Source organism: Paenirhizobium naphthalenivorans (genome assembly GCF_007992095.1).
GTDB lineage: Bacteria > Pseudomonadota > Alphaproteobacteria > Rhizobiales > Rhizobiaceae > Allorhizobium > Allorhizobium naphthalenivorans.
Genome location: NZ_BJZP01000005.1, coordinates 153,735 through 169,596 on the forward strand (window position 1 = coordinate 153,735; position 15,862 = coordinate 169,596).

17 protein-coding genes are annotated in these 15,862 nt (G+C 61.6%); 10 read left to right on the forward strand and 7 right to left on the reverse strand.

Annotated features, from left to right (window positions below; genetic code table 11):
• Window positions 1-65: 65 nt before the first annotated feature.
• The 3 genes from RNA01_RS07260 to RNA01_RS07270 all read left to right on the forward strand — a co-directional run bounded on the left by RNA01_RS07260 (window position 66) and on the right by RNA01_RS07270 (window position 1,998).
• On the forward strand, window positions 66-923 hold the full coding sequence (locus RNA01_RS07260; protein WP_147179299.1) for an AraC family transcriptional regulator: 858 nt from the start codon (window positions 66-68) through the stop codon (window positions 921-923).
• 71 nt (window positions 924-994) lie between these two features.
• Entirely contained in the window at window positions 995-1,699 is a 705-nt protein-coding gene (locus RNA01_RS07265) for an AzlC family ABC transporter permease (protein ID WP_147179300.1), read from the forward strand.
• Window positions 1,696-1,998, forward strand: coding sequence for an AzlD family protein (locus RNA01_RS07270; protein ID WP_147179301.1), 303 nt, complete (start codon window positions 1,696-1,698; stop codon window positions 1,996-1,998). Before RNA01_RS07265 ends, RNA01_RS07270 begins: the two co-directional genes overlap by 4 nt.
• Before the next feature lie 6 nt (window positions 1,999-2,004).
• Here RNA01_RS07270 and RNA01_RS07275 read toward each other — a convergent pair whose 3' ends face one another.
• From RNA01_RS07275 to RNA01_RS07310, 7 genes are all read right to left on the reverse strand, one after another.
• On the reverse strand, window positions 2,005-3,501 hold the full coding sequence (locus RNA01_RS07275) for a replicative DNA helicase (RefSeq protein ID WP_147179302.1): 1,497 nt from the start codon (window positions 3,499-3,501) through the stop codon (window positions 2,005-2,007).
• Between the two features lie 303 nt (window positions 3,502-3,804).
• Window positions 3,805-4,380, reverse strand: a complete 576-nt coding sequence (gene rplI / locus RNA01_RS07280; protein WP_147179303.1) for a 50S ribosomal protein L9 — start codon at window positions 4,378-4,380, stop codon at window positions 3,805-3,807.
• A 23-nt stretch (window positions 4,381-4,403) separates the two neighbouring features.
• The gene (locus tag RNA01_RS07285; RefSeq protein ID WP_147179304.1) at window positions 4,404-5,375 is read right to left on the reverse strand and encodes a DUF2232 domain-containing protein; all 972 of its coding nucleotides are present in this window, start codon (window positions 5,373-5,375) and stop codon (window positions 4,404-4,406) included.
• 192 nt (window positions 5,376-5,567) lie between these two features.
• Window positions 5,568-5,816, reverse strand: a complete 249-nt coding sequence (rpsR, locus tag RNA01_RS07290; RefSeq protein WP_147179305.1) for a 30S ribosomal protein S18 — start codon at window positions 5,814-5,816, stop codon at window positions 5,568-5,570.
• 24 nt (window positions 5,817-5,840) lie between these two features.
• A complete protein-coding gene (gene rpsF, locus RNA01_RS07295; protein WP_147179306.1) occupies window positions 5,841-6,302 on the reverse strand; it encodes a 30S ribosomal protein S6 in 462 nt (153 codons plus the stop codon).
• Between the two features lie 497 nt (window positions 6,303-6,799).
• Window positions 6,800-7,729, reverse strand: a complete 930-nt coding sequence (locus RNA01_RS07305; RefSeq protein WP_147179307.1) for a calcium/sodium antiporter — start codon at window positions 7,727-7,729, stop codon at window positions 6,800-6,802.
• Window positions 7,730-7,908: 179 nt separating this feature from the next.
• On the reverse strand, window positions 7,909-8,952 hold the full coding sequence (locus RNA01_RS07310) for an aldo/keto reductase (RefSeq protein WP_147179308.1): 1,044 nt from the start codon (window positions 8,950-8,952) through the stop codon (window positions 7,909-7,911).
• Window positions 8,953-9,161: 209 nt separating this feature from the next.
• On the opposite strand from RNA01_RS07310, the gene fabD reads away from it, so the two are divergent.
• The 7 genes from fabD to gmk all read left to right on the forward strand — a co-directional run bounded on the left by fabD (window position 9,162) and on the right by gmk (window position 15,836).
• Complete coding sequence (gene fabD, locus RNA01_RS07315) at window positions 9,162-10,106, forward strand: ACP S-malonyltransferase (protein ID WP_147179309.1); 945 nt, start codon at window positions 9,162-9,164, stop codon at window positions 10,104-10,106.
• 34 nt (window positions 10,107-10,140) lie between these two features.
• Window positions 10,141-10,878 carry a 3-oxoacyl-[acyl-carrier-protein] reductase gene (gene fabG / locus RNA01_RS07320; RefSeq protein ID WP_147179310.1) on the forward strand — a complete coding sequence of 246 codons (738 nt, stop codon included), beginning with the start codon at window positions 10,141-10,143 and terminating at the stop codon, window positions 10,876-10,878.
• 436 nt (window positions 10,879-11,314) lie between these two features.
• Window positions 11,315-11,551, forward strand: coding sequence for an acyl carrier protein (locus tag RNA01_RS07325; protein ID WP_028736116.1), 237 nt, complete (start codon window positions 11,315-11,317; stop codon window positions 11,549-11,551).
• A gap of 118 nt (window positions 11,552-11,669) precedes the next feature.
• Window positions 11,670-12,929 (forward strand): beta-ketoacyl-ACP synthase II, encoded by a 1,260-nt coding sequence (fabF, locus tag RNA01_RS07330; protein ID WP_147179311.1) that lies wholly within the window; start codon window positions 11,670-11,672, stop codon window positions 12,927-12,929.
• 112 nt (window positions 12,930-13,041) lie between these two features.
• The gene (gene mltG, locus RNA01_RS07335; protein WP_371864055.1) at window positions 13,042-14,262 is read left to right on the forward strand and encodes an endolytic transglycosylase MltG; all 1,221 of its coding nucleotides are present in this window, start codon (window positions 13,042-13,044) and stop codon (window positions 14,260-14,262) included.
• A gap of 19 nt (window positions 14,263-14,281) precedes the next feature.
• Complete coding sequence (locus RNA01_RS07340) at window positions 14,282-15,172, forward strand: YicC/YloC family endoribonuclease (RefSeq protein WP_147179313.1); 891 nt, start codon at window positions 14,282-14,284, stop codon at window positions 15,170-15,172.
• A gap of 4 nt (window positions 15,173-15,176) precedes the next feature.
• A complete protein-coding gene (gmk, locus tag RNA01_RS07345) occupies window positions 15,177-15,836 on the forward strand; it encodes a guanylate kinase (RefSeq protein WP_147179314.1) in 660 nt (219 codons plus the stop codon).
• Window positions 15,837-15,862: the final 26 nt, after the last annotated feature.

Below are 15,862 nucleotides of genomic sequence, written 5' to 3' on the forward strand. Positions count from 1 at the left end.
GGACTGGCCGGGACCCTAGCACTTTTCTTCAAGACTGGAATGCTTGGCGCGGCTATAATTCTGCAATGCACAACGTTTCGCAGATGGATGCCGCAAACGACATGCCACTGACCGCGGCCGAACGCACCAGATTCTGGCGCGATGTCCGGTTCGGTGGCATGGAGTGCTTGAGCGCGACTTTCCAGACCCATGCCTATGCCCCGCATACGCACGAAACCTTTTCGATCGGAGCGATCGTGAGCGGAAGCCAGATAGCCCGAATCCGCGGTGCGCGCGAACAAACGGGGCCGGGCTGCCTCTACCTGATCAATCCGGAGGTCGTGCACGACGGCGCACCGGGGCCGGGCGGCTATACCTACCGCATGATCTATCCGAACGAGGCGCTGTTTCGCGAGGTGCTGGAAGATGTGACCGGGCGTGCCTGCCGCTCGACACCAACCTTCGCGCGCGAACTGTCGCAGGATTCCGAGCTGGCATTTGCCTTTCATCGCGCTCACCGCGCGCTTGAGGACAATGTCGGCACACTGGAGGCGGAGGAGAGCATGTACGGCGTGCTCACCGCTCTGATCCTGCGCCACGGCAGGGAACAGCGCGCACCGATCGAGGGGCGGGAACGCACCGCGGTCTGGCGTGCACGCGATTACCTTATCGCGAATTTCGCAACGGATATCGGTCTGGAAGAACTGGCAGGGATCGCACGCCTGTCAAGGGCTCACCTGATCCGCGTCTTCCGCAAGGAATTTCACATCACGCCGCATGCCTTTCTCACTGACGTCCGTATTCGTCGGGCGCGCGCGCTTCTGTGCCTCGGTCGAAGTCCGGCGGACGTCGCCTTTGCCTGTGGCTTTGCCGATCAGGCCCACTTCACCCGCCATTTCAAGGCACGCGTCGGCGTCACGCCGGGCCAGTTCCGCAAGCGCTGATCACTTTTGTTCAAGACCGACCGGCACCCGCTCCATAGAAGTCGCGTCAAAGCTCTCGATCGGAACGTGAAATGGCGACAAAACAGACAGCAGCGCAGGAATTTCTCGAAGGGGTGCGGCGCATGGCGCCGCTCACCATAGCCGTCCTGCCCGTCGGTATGGTGTTCGGTGCGGTCGCTGTAACCAAGGGACTTTCGCCGCTGGAGACCACGCTGATGAGCGCGCTCGTCTTCGCCGGCGGATCGCAGTTCGTCGCCATGGATATCTGGACCCACCCGGCGAGTTGGACGGCGGTCGGTTTAGCCGCTCTTCTGGTCAATGTCCGCCATGTGCTCATGGGAGCCTCGATTGCCGGCAAAATGGAAGCCTTCGGCGGCGCGCAGAAGGGCATTTCGCTGCTCTTTCTTGCCGACGAGATATGGGCGATGTCGGAGTTTCGCGCCCGTGAGACCACGCTGACGCCGGCCTGGTACGCGGGTGTCGTCGGACCGTTCTATCTCGCCTGGGTGCTTGCCGGCATTCTCGGCGCGCTGCTTGGCAGCTTCGTTGGAGACCCTGCGGTGATCGGCATCGACTTTGCCTTCCCCACGGTCTTCATCGTGCTGGTGACCGGGTTCTGGAAGGGCAGGGAGACCGGGATCGTGCTGCTCGCCAGCGCTGTGACCGCGCTCGCCGTCCATCATGTCGTGCCGGGCGTCTGGTACATCGCTGCCGGTGCAGCCAGCGGCCTGCTTGCCGCAGCATACGGCGGAAAGTCGGATGGAAAGACCAGATGAGCCTCGATCTTGCGACTTTTGTGGCCATATTGGCGATGGCGACCGCGACCGTGCTGACGCGGCAGGTAGGGCTGGTCGTGTTGAAGTTCGCGACGCTCTCACCGAGCGCGCAGAGGAGGCTTGAAGCCATCCCGCCGGCGGTAATGGTCGCGGTCGTCACGCCGACGGCGTTTGCGACCGGGCCGGCCGAGAGCATCGCCTGCGCAGTGACGGTCCTTGCGGCCCTTAAATTGCCCATGCTGGCGGCCGCCACAGCCGGCGTCGCGACAGTTGCGCTCTTGCGTTTCGCCGGTCTTTGAGACGCCTTACGGTTCCTCGTAGGCGGTGAAAGACGGCTCAGCGAGGTCGGCGAAACGGGTGAACTCCGACTGGAACGCGAGCTTCACAGTGCCGGTCGGCCCGTGGCGCTGCTTGGCGATGATGACGTCGGCCGTACCCTTGACCTTGTCCATCAGCGCTTCCCATTCCGGATACTTGGGATCGGCCATGTCGCGGGGTTCCATGTTCTTCACGTAATACTCTTCGCGGAACACGAAGAGCACGACGTCGGCATCCTGCTCGATCGAGCCCGATTCACGAAGGTCGGAGAGCTGCGGCCGCTTGTCTTCACGGCTTTCCACGCCACGCGACAGCTGCGACAGCGCGATGATCGGCACGTTGAGTTCCTTGCCGAGCGCTTTCAAGCCGGTGGTGATCTGGGTGATTTCCTGCACGCGGTTCTCACCCGCCTTGCCGGTGCCGGTCATCAGCTGGATATAGTCGACCACCAGGCAATCGAGGCCGCGCTGGCGCTTGAGACGACGGGCACGGGCCGACAGCTGGGCGATCGAGATGCCACCGGTCTGGTCGATGAACAGCGGAACCTTCTGCATCATCTGGCTGCAGGCGACCAGCTTTTCGAAATCGGCCTCGGTGATGTCACCACGGCGGATCTTCGAGGACGAAACTTCGGTCTGCTCGGAGATGATACGGGTCGCGAGCTGTTCGGACGACATTTCGAGCGAGTAGAAGCCGACGACGCCGCCGTTCTTGGCCTTGAATGATCCGTCCGGCATGACCTCGGGCTCGTAGGCGGCGGCGATATTGTAGGCGATATTCGTGGCCAGAGAGGTCTTACCCATACCCGGACGGCCGGCGAGCACGATCAAGTCGGAACGCTGCAAACCGCCCATCTTGCCGTCGAGCGACATGATCCCGGTGGAAATACCCGAGAGGTGGCCGTCGCGCTCGAACGCTGCGCCAGCCATGTCGATTGCCTGGGATACCGCGTCGTTGAACGATTGAAATCCGCCGTCATAGCGGCCGTTCTCGGCAAGCGCGAACAGGCGGCGTTCGGTATCCTCGATCTGGGCCTGCGGCGGCATATCGAGGGGGGCGTCATAGGCGATGTTGACCACGTCCTCGCCGATCTGGATCAGCGAACGGCGCAGCGCCAGGTCGTAAATCGCCCGACCATAGTCCTCGGCATTGATGATGGTGACGGCTTCGGAGGCGAGACGGGCGAGATATTGCGCGACCGTCAGGTCTCCCACCCTCTGCTCGGCCGGCAGGAAGGTCTTGATGGTGACTGGGTTGGCGGTCTTGCCCATGCGGATGATTTCCGAGGCGACCTCGAAAATCTTGCGGTGCAGGGGTTCGTAGAGGTGATCCGGCTTCAGGAAGTCCGAGACCCGGTAATAGGCGTCGTTGTTGACGAGGATCGCGCCCAGGAGCGCCTGTTCGGCCTCGATGTTGTTCGGCGCTTCCCGATAGTGGGGTTCGGCCGGCTGGAGGGGGGCGATCTTGCGTGCAGCGTCGTTCATCGCGGGCTACCGTCTTTTCTTCTTGGGAGTGTCCATCGTGCTTTCGATTTGGCGGCCGACGGGCCCCAAGTCAACCGCAATCGAGCGTGTGTGACTTGTCCCCTTTAATCCACAGGTGTCACAGAAAAATCAGCACACCTATGGATGAAAGCGCTTGCGTCGAGGATCGCCGTGCGAATCGCCAAACGAGGCCCGATCATAGCATAGTCGGCGGCCATTTCCGGGCAGCGTTGCGCTGGCACGTCAAACAAAAACGCCCGGGTCGCAAGACCCGGGCGTTTCGCGTTCGGCTTGCGCCAAATCTTATTCTTCGTCGCCGTCGCGGTCTGCGTCCGGATCGAAGAAGTCTTCCGGACGAAGTGCGTCTTCATCAACGCCGTAGATGGCGTCGGCCGAGGTGAGGCTTTCGCCCTTGGCCTGGCGCTCGGCTTCTTCGGCCGAACGGGCAACGTTGAGCTCGACAGTGAGTTCGACTTCGGCGTGCAGGTGCAGCGTTACGTTGTGCAGGCCGATGGTCTTGATCGGGGTGTTCAGCTCGACCTGGTTCCGGCCGATAATGAAGCCTTCGGCGCCGAGAATTTCGACGACGTCACGGGCAGCGACCGAGCCGTAGAGCTGACCGGTTTCTCCGGCCGAGCGGACGACGATAAAGGATTTGCCGCCGAGGACGTCGGCGACCTGCTGGGCTTCCGACTTGCGTTCCAGGTTGCGGGCTTCGAGCGTTGCGCGCTCGGCTTCGAAGCGGGCCTTGTTGGCGGCGTTGGCGCGCAGGGCCTTGCCGAGCGGCAGAAGGTAGTTACGGGCAAAGCCGTCCTTGACCTTTACGGTTTCGCCCATCTGGCCAAGCTTGGCGATGCGTTCGAGAAGGATGACATCCATTTTCTGTTCCTTTCAGTTTGAGTTCACGAATTGGATTGGTCGGTCCCGGCCTTGCGGGCCGGTGTCAGGGCCACGGTCCGCCTGGTGTCGGCAAGTCCGAGGACGAGAATGAAGAAGGCCGGCAGAATCATTGGCGCGGAAATATAGGCGAGCACCAGCACCGGCAAGCGCCAGTCCTTGCCGCGGCTGCGCAGATGCAGGGAGCCGAAGCCCGCCAGCAGGAAGCCCGCGCCGAAGGTGCCGCAGACCGTTGCCCCGATCAGCGCCGGCGTGCCTCCGATGAAGCAGGCGACGATGCCGGCGAGAAAGACGAAGACCGCATTGCGGTTCATGCGCAGCGACGACGGCAGGTCCTCGCGCGGACGAAGCGCTCGGCCCGAAGCGCTGACAATGCGCATGGCGATATAATATGCGGCGAACAGCATCAGGACCCACATGCCGCCCTGAACGATCGGCAGGAGCAGCACCATCGTACGCTTGATCTGCTCGACCGAGGCCGGGTCCGCCACCAGCGTCGGATCCCGGTTGGCGACCGAGGCGAACAGCACGTCGACCATCTGGCCGGTCAGTTCCGGGCCGTAGCCGATCATCACGCCGAGGAAGATGACGGCGAGCGAGACCAGACCGCACAGGTGCAGCAGAATGTCGGAAAGCGGGTACCAGGCCATCAGGTCGTCCGGTCCGCCGATCTCGGACGCCGGGCGGGCGAGATTGGCAAGATGGCTCAGCCAGCCGGCCGGCAGCAGGGTGAAGATCGTCATGGCGAGCGCAAAGAGCGGTGAAATCGCAAGCGCGCCGAGAGCGGCTGCCGTGGCGACCGCGGTGATTGCCGCGACATTGCCCCAGCCGAGGCCGACGATCAGCACGGGCAGGGCCGATGCGGCGTAGAGGATGGACGAAAAGGACGGCTGCGCGTTCGCGCCCAGCACCAGCAGGGCGGCGGTAATACCGGCGATTGCGCCGATCAGCAGCAGTTGTCCATTTACCTGTTTCAAGTTCGCTGTCCTGCCGGTTCAAGCAGTTAGGGGATAGTCCGGATTCAGATCCCGAACCCCGTCCCCAACATGGGATTTCACCTTAAGTCATTCATGCTTCGCTTGAAGCCGTCGACCCTTGGCATGGTTCCGATCCGCGCCCAACGCGGAAGGGATGAAGCCCGCCGGCAAAACCGGCAGGCTTCGGATCAATTAGGCGACCACGTAGGGCAGCAGGCCGAGGAAGCGGGCGCGCTTGATGGCCTGGGCCAGTTCGCGCTGCTTCTTCTGGGAAACTGCGGTGATACGCGAGGGAACGATCTTGCCGCGCTCGGAAATGTAGCGCTGAAGAAGACGAACGTCCTTGTAGTCGATCTTCGGTGCGTTTGCGCCCGAGAAGGGGCAGGTCTTGCGACGACGGTGGAACGGACGGCGCGCCTGAGCAGAGGATGCATCAGCCATTGTGTTTTCTCCTGTTGCTCGAAATTACGCGCGGTCTTCGCGCGGACGACGCTCGAAGCCACCTTCGCGGGGGGCGCGATCCGGACGCGGACCACGGTCGCCGAAGCCACCTTCGCGACGCGGGCCACGGTCATCGCCATCACGACGCGGACGGTCGTCACGGTCGCGCTTCTGCATCATGGCAGACGGGCCTTCTTCGTGGGCTTCCACAGCGATGGTCATGTAACGAAGAATGTCTTCGTTGATGCGCATCTGGCGCTCCATTTCATGGACGGCCGCTGCCGGAGCATCGATGTCCATGAGGGCGTAATGAGCCTTGCGGTTCTTCTTGATGCGGTAGGTGAGGGACTTCAGACCCCAGTTTTCTACGCGCCCGACCTTGCCGCCATTCGCTTCGAGGACACCCTTGTACTGTTCGACGAGGGCATCAACCTGCTGAGCGGACATATCCTGCCGGGCAAGGAATACATGTTCGTAAAGAGCCATTGTAAGCTTTGCCTTTCTTGCGGTTGTCATCACCCGGATCCGGCGCTTAGCCTCAACGACTGCTCCTGTTTGGGAAACCCAAGGCAAGAAAAGCTGTTGTATCGAGACGGTCGAGAGCGGAGACACGGGAGGCCGGAACCTCTCTTGGTTCCTGCGGCATCCTCATCGGAAACCGGCCCTCCGTTCAGCCACCAGCCAGGAGACCGGGTGTTGTGAACGGGGCGCTTATACGCGTCTTTCGAGGAAAAGCAAGGGGCGGGCCAAATTATGACTTGTAAGTCGGTCGAGGACCATGCGGCCCGCTAACCGACTGATTGCCGCATTCAGACAGACAGGCACGTATGCTATATATAAAAGCATACGCTCAATCGTTATGTCGCAATGTGATATTCGGCAGCGCGCGGGGGGGCTCGACCATAGTCTTGCGCTGGAGTAAAGGGCCGGACTGTTCACGGTTGCGTGGTCTTTCCTCCAGCGAGGTCCTCGGCGCTTGGTCGTCAAACCAGCACCAAGGCGACATTATACCCCGCATAAATCAGCAGCATGGTCGCGGCGGTGAGTCGTTTGACGCCGGCGTGTGTGAGCAGGAGGGCCGCAAAGCCGAGAGTCACGGCCAGCATTACCGGAACGTCAAAATTGGCAAAGCGAGGATCGACGCTGATCGGCTGTATGATGGCGGTTGCGCCGAGGATGAACAGGACGTTGAAGATGTTCGAGCCGACAACGTTGCCGATCATGATGTCGGAGTGTCGGCGCAGGGCCGACATGACCCCCGTCGCCAGTTCCGGCAAGGAGGTGCCGACAGCGACGACCGTCAAGCCGATCACCGCTTCGGACACGCCGAACTCGCGCGCCAGGCTCGTGGCCCCACGCACCAGCAGTTCCGCGCCGACGAACAGCGTTGCGAGCCCGCCGGCGATGAGCGTGCCAGTGAGCACTTTGCTCAACTGCTCATGACTGAGGCTCTCTTCCGGTCGTTCGCCAGCGCCGAGACCCCGGATATAGGCGTAGCCGATATAGGCCAACAAGAGGGCGATCATGAACAGTCCGGAGACACGATTGATCGCGTCGAACTGCACGAGAGCCAGCAGCAGGACCGCCGAGCCCATCATGATGAAGGAGTCACGCTTGACGCCTTTGTCCCAGACGGTGATCGGGTGGATCAGGGCGCTGACTGCGACAATCAGCAGGATATTCGCTGTGTTGGACCCGACAACATTGCCCAGCGAGATGTCGGACGACCCGGACATGGCTGCGCGCACCGACACCAGGAGTTCGGGCACGGAGGTTCCGAAGCCGACGATCACGAGTGACACCAGCATGGTTGGGATTGCCATTCTCTCTGCGAGCGCGATCGCGCCACGCAACAGCCATTCCGCTCCGAAATAGAGGCCGACAAGGCCTCCAGCAACCAGAAGATAATCCAAAGGCTTCCCTCTCACTACGGTCGCGCGACGGGCGAGGTTCTGTGAACCGCTTGGCAAGTGGTTGCCGGAGATGCCAGTTTACAGGCCTGACCCTGATAACGTTTTCGTTTGTTCTGCCTGGATCGGACCGTAGTCCGGCCCAGTTGGCTTGCGAAGCCGGATCAGGGCCATGATGCGGCTCAGATGGGCGCTGGGTAGAGCCGATGCACCTTGGCGATTTCACGCAGGATCTCGTCCGAAAGCGTGATGTCGGCGGACCCGATATCGGTCTTCAGCTGCTCCATCGTTGTGGCGCCGATGATGACCGAAGCCATGAAGGGGCGCGTCAGGCAGAAGGCCAGAGCCAGCTGCGACGGATCGAGGCCATGCGTTTTCGCCATGTCGACATAGGCGCGTACAGCGGGTTCGGCGAGCGGCTGCAAGCGCCCGCCCAGGTCACCGTTGATCGTTGCGCGGGATCCCGCCGGCTTCTGGCCCTCGAGATATTTTCCGGTCAGGAGGCCGGCGGCGAGCGGCGAATAGGCAAGCAAACCGACATCCTCATGGTGTGAAAGCTCGGCCATGTCGAGGTCATAATGGCGGTAGAGCAGATTGTATTCGTTCTGCACGGTCGCGACCCGCGGCAGGCCGCGCGCTTCTGCCAGCGCAATGAACTTCTGTGTGCCCCAGGTGGTCTCGTTGGAAAGCCCGATGGCGCGGATCTTGCCGGCCTTGACGCAAGCATCAAGCGCCTCGAGCTTCTCGTTCATGTCGGAAAGCGTGCGCTCCCGATCCTGTTTGGAAGGGTCGTAGGTCCAGGACTGACGGAAGTGAAAATGCCCGCGGTTCGGCCAGTGGATCTGGTAAAGGTCGATATAGTCGGTCTGCAGACGCCTGAGGCTGGCGTCCACCGCCTCTCGGATCGCCGCTCCGGTGATTGGCTTACCCTCCCGGATATAGGGGCGCCCGGCACCGGCAACCTTGGTGGCCAGCACCACGTCCTCGCGTTTGCCGGTCCGCGCGAACCAATTGCCGATGATCGTTTCGGTCAGCGCGTAGGTGTCCGGAGAAAGCGGCGTCGTAGGATAGAGTTCGGCGGTGTCGAAGAAATTGACGCCGTTCGCCAGGGCGTAATCCATCTGCTCGAAGGCCTCTGCCTCGGAGTTTTGCGAACCCCAGGTCATCGTTCCGAGACAGATCTCCGAGACGGAAATGCCAGTGCGGCCAAGTGTATTATATTTCATAAAAGGAGTCCGTGCTGTTTCGCTGCGAAATGGGAGAAGGTCTGGCGGGAATTTAGGCGCCCGGTGACCTTTCGCAAGTGCAAAATGCGGCGCTTTCCAATGGTGGGCAAACGCCGCTGCCCGGAAACCCGGTCTTGACTCACTGGAAAAACACGTCAATTGGAAAGAAAAAACTAGGGAAGAACACGCTCCCGAGAAGGATTGTCCCCATGAACGTTGCATTCACATTCCCCGGCCAAGGCAGCCAGGTCGTCGGCATGGGCAAGGAGCTTGCCGAGACGTATCCGGAGGCCAGAGCGGTCTTCGCCGAAGTCGATGAGGCTCTCGGAGAGAAGCTGTCCTCGATCATGTTTGAGGGGCCGGAGGAAACGCTGACCCTGACGGCCAACGCGCAGCCGGCGCTGATGGCCGTGTCTATGGCGATGATCCGTGTCATGCAGGTCCGCGGCCTCGATCTTGCGTCCAAGGTGTCTTATGTCGCCGGTCATTCGCTCGGCGAATATTCCGCGCTCTGCGCTGCCGGCACCTTTTCCCTCGCTGACACCGCGCGCCTCCTGCGCATCCGCGGCAATGCCATGCAGGCCGCCGTTCCGGTGGGTGAGGGCGCCATGGCGGCGATCATCGGCCTCGAGCATGGAGTTGTCGAAACAGTGTGTCAGGAAGCCTCTGCTGCCGGCCCCTGCCAGATCGCCAATGACAATGGCGGTGGACAGCTGGTCATCTCCGGCGGCAAGGCAGCCGTTGAGAAGGCGGCAGCCCTTGCGACTGAAAAGGGCGCGAAGCGCGCCATCATGCTGCCGGTCTCTGCCCCCTTCCATTCGGCCCTGATGGCGCCGGCGGCGGAGGCGATGCGCGAGGCGCTGGCCAAGGTCGAAAAGCGCAATCCGGTCGTGCCGCTGATCGCCAATGTGCGCGCAGCGCCCGTCTCCGATGCCAATGAGATCGCCGATCTGCTGGTCGAGCAGGTGACGGGCCAGGTGCGCTGGCGCGAGACGGTCGAATGGTTTGGTGCCAATGGCGTCGCCACTCTCTACGAAATCGGCTCCGGCAAGGTGCTGACGGGGCTTGCCCGCCGCATCGACAAGAATGTCACCGGCGTTGCCGTCAATTCTCCGGCCGACATCGAAGCGGCGCTTGCCGCGCTTCTCGGCTGATTGTCTGGATGATCTGGAACAAGGAACTTTGAACATGTTTGATCTGACCGGCCGCAAGGCTCTCGTCACCGGCGCGACCGGCGGCATTGGTGAGGAAATCGCTCGCCAGCTTCATGCCCAGGGCGCAACCGTCGGCCTGCACGGCACCCGCGTCGAAAAGCTCGAGGCGCTGGCCGCGGAGCTTGGCGATCGCGTCAAGATCTTCCCGGCGAACCTCTCGGATCGCGATGAGGTCAAGGCGCTTGCCGAAAAGGCGGAGGCCGAACTCGAAGGCGTCGACATTCTCGTCAATAACGCAGGCATCACCAAAGACGGCCTGTTTGTCCGCATGCAGGACGCCGATTGGGACGCCGTTCTCGAAGTCAACCTGACCGCTGTCTTCCGTCTGACGCGCGAGCTTACCCATCCGATGATGCGCCGCCGCTTTGGTCGCATCATCAACATCACCTCGGTCGTCGGTGTCACCGGCAATCCGGGGCAGGCCAATTACTGCGCCTCCAAGGCCGGCATGATCGGCTTGTCGAAGTCGCTTGCCCAGGAAATCGCCACCCGCAACGTGACGGTCAATTGCGTCGCTCCGGGCTTCATCGAGAGCGCCATGACCGGCAAGCTCAACGACAAGCAGAAGGAAGCGATCATGGGCGCGATCCCGATGAAGCGCATGGGCACCGGCGCGGAAGTGGCGTCCGCCGTCGTCTACCTTGCCTCCGACGAGGCCAGCTACATGACGGGGCAAACCCTGCACGTCAACGGCGGCATGGCGATGATCTGAGCGGGCAAAAGTCGCGGTCGCTCTGCGAGACATCAGCCGCCCTTCCGGGCGGCTTTTTTGTTCGCGCCTAGTGATGCGGATCCCCATGGCGCCTCTCGGACTCGGACACTCCCGCTCGTCTGATTCGACTCTGGGCGCGTGCGGGGTTCTGTCCCGGCCCTTGAGATGAAGCGAGTGGCCTTTGAAAATGCATGTTGAGTGCTGCGCTCGCGGGCATTTTCAGGCTTTGCGACGCGACTAAACCGTGTTAATCGGGCCATGACTGTGAACAGTCGTTCCGTCTCCCAAGGCGATTGCTATGCATTTGATTGTATGGTTGGTTCATTGAGACGGGGCTGAACGGGTTTGCCGGTGGCAACGAAGTGTTCGCCGGTTTGAACAGGGTAGGGAAGTCGTACAGACGGCCCCTGAGATTAAGAAGGTCGAGGAAACCGACATGAGCGATATCGCAGAACGCGTTAAGAAAATTGTTGTTGATCATCTCGGCGTTGACGCTGAGAAGGTCGTTGAAGGCGCCAGCTTCATCGACGATCTGGGTGCGGATTCGCTCGACACGGTCGAACTGGTCATGGCCTTCGAAGAAGAGTTCGGCGTCGAGATTCCGGACGATGCTGCTGACTCGATCCTGACGGTCGGCGACGCTGTGAAGTTCATCGAGAAGGCTCAGCCCTGATCGATTGCAAAAATAGCGGGAAGGCGGCTTCGGTTGACTTTCCCGCCTGGGCCCGCGAACTGCGGGCCTTACTGTTTTCTGGTGGCGTCGATTGTAAGAGTGGGGTGGATTACGAGCGATGAGACGTGTCGTTATCACTGGTACCGGCATGGTATCTCCGCTGGGGTGTGGAACGGAACTGACCTGGTCGAGGATACTCGCCGGTCAAAGCGGTGCCCGCCTTGTAACTGAGTTCGAGGTCGATGACCTGCCGGCCAAGATTGCCTGCCGTATCCCGACCGGTGACGCCGAAGGTGCCTTCAGTCCCGACGACTGGATGGAGCTCAAGGAGCAGCGCAAGGTCGATCCATTCATCATTTACGCCGTAGCCGCAGCCGATATGGCGCTTGACGATGCGGATTGGCACCCGAAAAGCGACGATGACCAGTGCGCCACCGGTGTTATGATCGGGTCCGGCATCGGCGGCATAGAGGGGATCGTCGAAGCGGGTTACATCCTGCGCGACAAGGGGCCACGGCGTTTGTCGCCCTTCTTCATTCCTGGCCGCCTGATCAATCTGGCTTCCGGCCATGTTTCGATCCGCCACAAACTGCGCGGTCCCAATCACGCCGTCGTCACGGCCTGCTCGACCGGCGCCCATGCGATTGGCGACGCGGCGCGCCTGATTGGTTTCGGTGATGCCGACGTCATGGTGGCGGGCGGCACGGAATCGCCGATCAGCCGGATTTCGCTCGCCGGCTTCGCTGCCTGCAAGGCCTTGTCGACGGCCCGCAATGACGATCCGAAGGCCGCCTCGCGGCCCTATGACAAGGATCGAGACGGCTTCGTCATGGGCGAAGGTGCCGGCATTGTCGTGCTGGAGGAGCTTGAGCATGCCAAGGCGCGCGGCGCCAAGATCTATGCCGAAGTGGTCGGCTACGGCCTGTCTGGCGATGCCTACCATATCACCGCTCCGTCAGAGGACGGCGACGGCGCCTTCCGTTGCATGACGATGGCGCTGAAGCGTGCCGGTCTGACGGCGTCCGACGTCGATTATATCAATGCTCATGGCACGTCGACCATGGCTGATACGATCGAGCTTGGCGCTGTCGAGCGTCTGGTCGGTGAGAGTGCCTCGCGGATTTCGATGTCGTCGACCAAGTCGGCGATTGGACATCTGCTTGGCGCTGCCGGGGCTGTGGAAGCGATCTTCTCTGTGCTTGCCATTCGCGACAATATCGCCCCCCCGACGTTGAACCTCGATAATCCCGCTGTCGAGACGGCGATCGACCTTGTGCCCCACAAGGCACGCAAGCGCGAAATCAATGTTGCGCTGTCCAATTCGTTTGGATTTGGCGGTACCAACGCCTCCCTGGTGCTGAAGCGTTATCAGGGCTGAGCGTAGTCGCGAGCAGGCCAAAACTCTGGGGATGCCGAGGCGGAAGCCCGGCATTCTCCTGCTTTTTGCCGTATTGCTTGGCCAGATAGCAGCGATACCGAACTGAAGAGGATTGCCGGTGACCGACAATAACCAAAACAGCGGGGGTTCCTTCGGCCGTGGCGCCGAGTCTGCGAAGGGGCCGATTATTCCGAAGTCCCCGACCGAGGCGCTGCGCCCCGAGCGGGTGCCAGCCCCGCCCCGTCGGTCGCGCAAGGCGCGCAGCCAGCTGGTGATCTTCCTGAACTTCCTGATGACGATTCTGGTGGCGGTCTGCGCGCTCGCGGTCGCCGGCTTTTTCTACGCCATGTCTGTCTACCAGGGGCCGGGGCCGCTGGAGACCAACACCAATTTCGTCGTGCGCAGTGGCGCTGGCCTGGCGGAAATCGCCAACAGCCTGGAGCGTAACGGCATCATTGCCGATGCCCGTATATTCCGCCATGTGACATCCACTTACCTGAACGATGGCGAAAGCCTCAAGGCCGGTGAATACGAGATCAAGGCGCAGGCATCGATGAAGGAGGTCATGGAGCTGCTGAAGTCCGGCAAGTCGATCCTCTATTCGATTTCCATGCCGGAAGGTCTGACCGTCAAGCAGATGTTCAAGAAGCTGATAGACGATCCCGTCCTCGAGGGGGACCTGCCAGCCGAATTGCCGGTCGAAGGCGCTCTGCGTCCGGACACCTACAAATTCTCGCGCGGCACGAAGCGTTCGGAGATTATCAGCCAGATGACCGCGGCGCAGACCAAGCTCATCGACCAGATCTGGGAGAGGCGCGATCCAGACCTCGCGCTGAAGACCAAGGAAGAGTTCGTGACGCTCGCCTCTATCGTCGAGAAAGAGACCGGCAAGGATGACGAGCGCGCACATGTCGCTTCTGTTTTCCTCAATCGCCTTGCCAAGGGCATGCGGCTGCAATCCGACCCGACGATCATCTACGGCTTGTTCGGAGGTGACGGAAAGCCGGCGGACCGGCCGATCTACCAGTCCGACCTGAAGAAGGAAACGCCGTACAACACCTATGTGATCAAGGGATTGCCGCCAGGGCCGATCGCCAATCCGGGGCGCGCGGCGCTCGAAGCCGTTGCTCAACCGTGGAAGACCAAGGACCTCTATTTTGTCGCCGATGGCACGGGTGGCCACATCTTCGCCGCGACTCTGGAAGAACACAACGCCAACGTTCGTAACTGGCGCAAGATGGAGGCCGCGCGCGGCGAGGATCCAGGTGCTGCGGTCGACGCACAGCCGGAGAGTGATCCGGACGCAGTCACCGTCAAGAAAAAGAAGAACTGAACCAGGCGAGGGCAGGGCGATGGCATTGCAATCCATGACCGGCTTTGCCCGGAGCGAAGGTACCAGCGGTCGGTATCGCTGGGCTTGGGAGTTGCGTTCGGTCAACGGCAAGGGCCTCGATATCCGCATGCGTCTGCCGCAGGGCATGGAGGCCTTCGAGAACGAGGTGCGGCGCCTTGTTTCGCAGTTCGTTACCCGTGGCAACTTGCAGGTCGGCTTGACGGTGCAGGTCAGCGAGAATCGCGTGGAGGCCGTACTCAACCGCGATGCGCTCGACGCCGTTCTGAGGCTGCGCGAGGAACTCGGAGCGGATCTGGTCGATCCGGCACCGCTGACGCTTGATGCTCTTATGTCGATCCGTGGGCTGGTCGAGTTCAAGGAGGCGGCCGACGACGCCGAGGCGATTGCCCGGCGCGACGCCGACATTCTTGCCGGTCTGGAGCAGGCCGTTCATGCCTTGATCGACATGCGGCGCGTCGAGGGTGATGCGCTCTGTCGGCTTTTGTCTGATCAGGTAACACGGGTGGAGGAACTGGCGCTGGTCGTAGAGGCCGATCCGTCGCGCCAGCCGGACGAAATCGCCCGCCGCCTGGAGAGCCAGATGGCGGCGCTGGTCGGAGCGGCCGCGACCCTCGATCGTGACCGGCTCTACGCCGAGGCCGCTCTTTTGGCGACCCGCGCCGATCTGCGCGAGGAGATCGACCGGCTCAAGGCCCATGTGACGGCTGCGCGTGACTTGTTGGCCATGGGCGGTCCTGTCGGTCGCAAACTCGATTTCATCGCGCAGGAATTCAACCGCGAATCGAATACCATATGCTCGAAGTCGAACTCGGTGGCGGTGACGTCGGCCGGGATCGAACTCAAGGTCGTCATCGACCAGTTCCGCGAACAGGTCCAGAATTTGGAGTGAATTGATGGCAGAAGGCAAGGGTACCGTCATTCCGATCGCGCGTCGCGGATTGATGCTGGTGATTTCTTCTCCGTCAGGCGCGGGGAAGTCGACGATCGCGCGTAACTTGATGGAGCGGGACCGGCATATCGGCATGTCCGTCAGCGTCACGACGCGACCGCGACGTCAGAGCGAGATCGAGGGTGTGCATTACCATTTCGTCTCCCAGCGCGAATTCGAGCGTATGCGCGATTCCGATTCCCTGCTCGAATGGGCCGAGGTCCACGGCAATTTCTATGGCACTCCGCGCGATCCGGTGGAACTTGCGATGTCGCAGGGCCGCGACATGCTGTTCGACATCGACTGGCAAGGCGCACAGCAATTGCAGGACAAGATGAAGGCCGATGTGGTCTCGATCTTCATACTGCCGCCGACCATGGCCGAATTGCAGTCGCGCCTGCACCGCCGTGCCGAAGATACCGAAGAGGTCATCCAGACGAGGCTTGCCAATTCGCGCGCCGAGATCGGCCATTGGCGGGAATATGACTACGTTATCGTCAACGATGATCTGGACGCGGCTTTTGATGCGGTGCAGTCCATCGTCAAGGCGGAGAGGTTGCGTCGTGATCGACGTCATGGACTGTTCGATTTCGTCAGCACGCTCGTCGCGTCGGAGGGGCGCTGAGTGCGATCTTCGTACTCCGCGCGCCG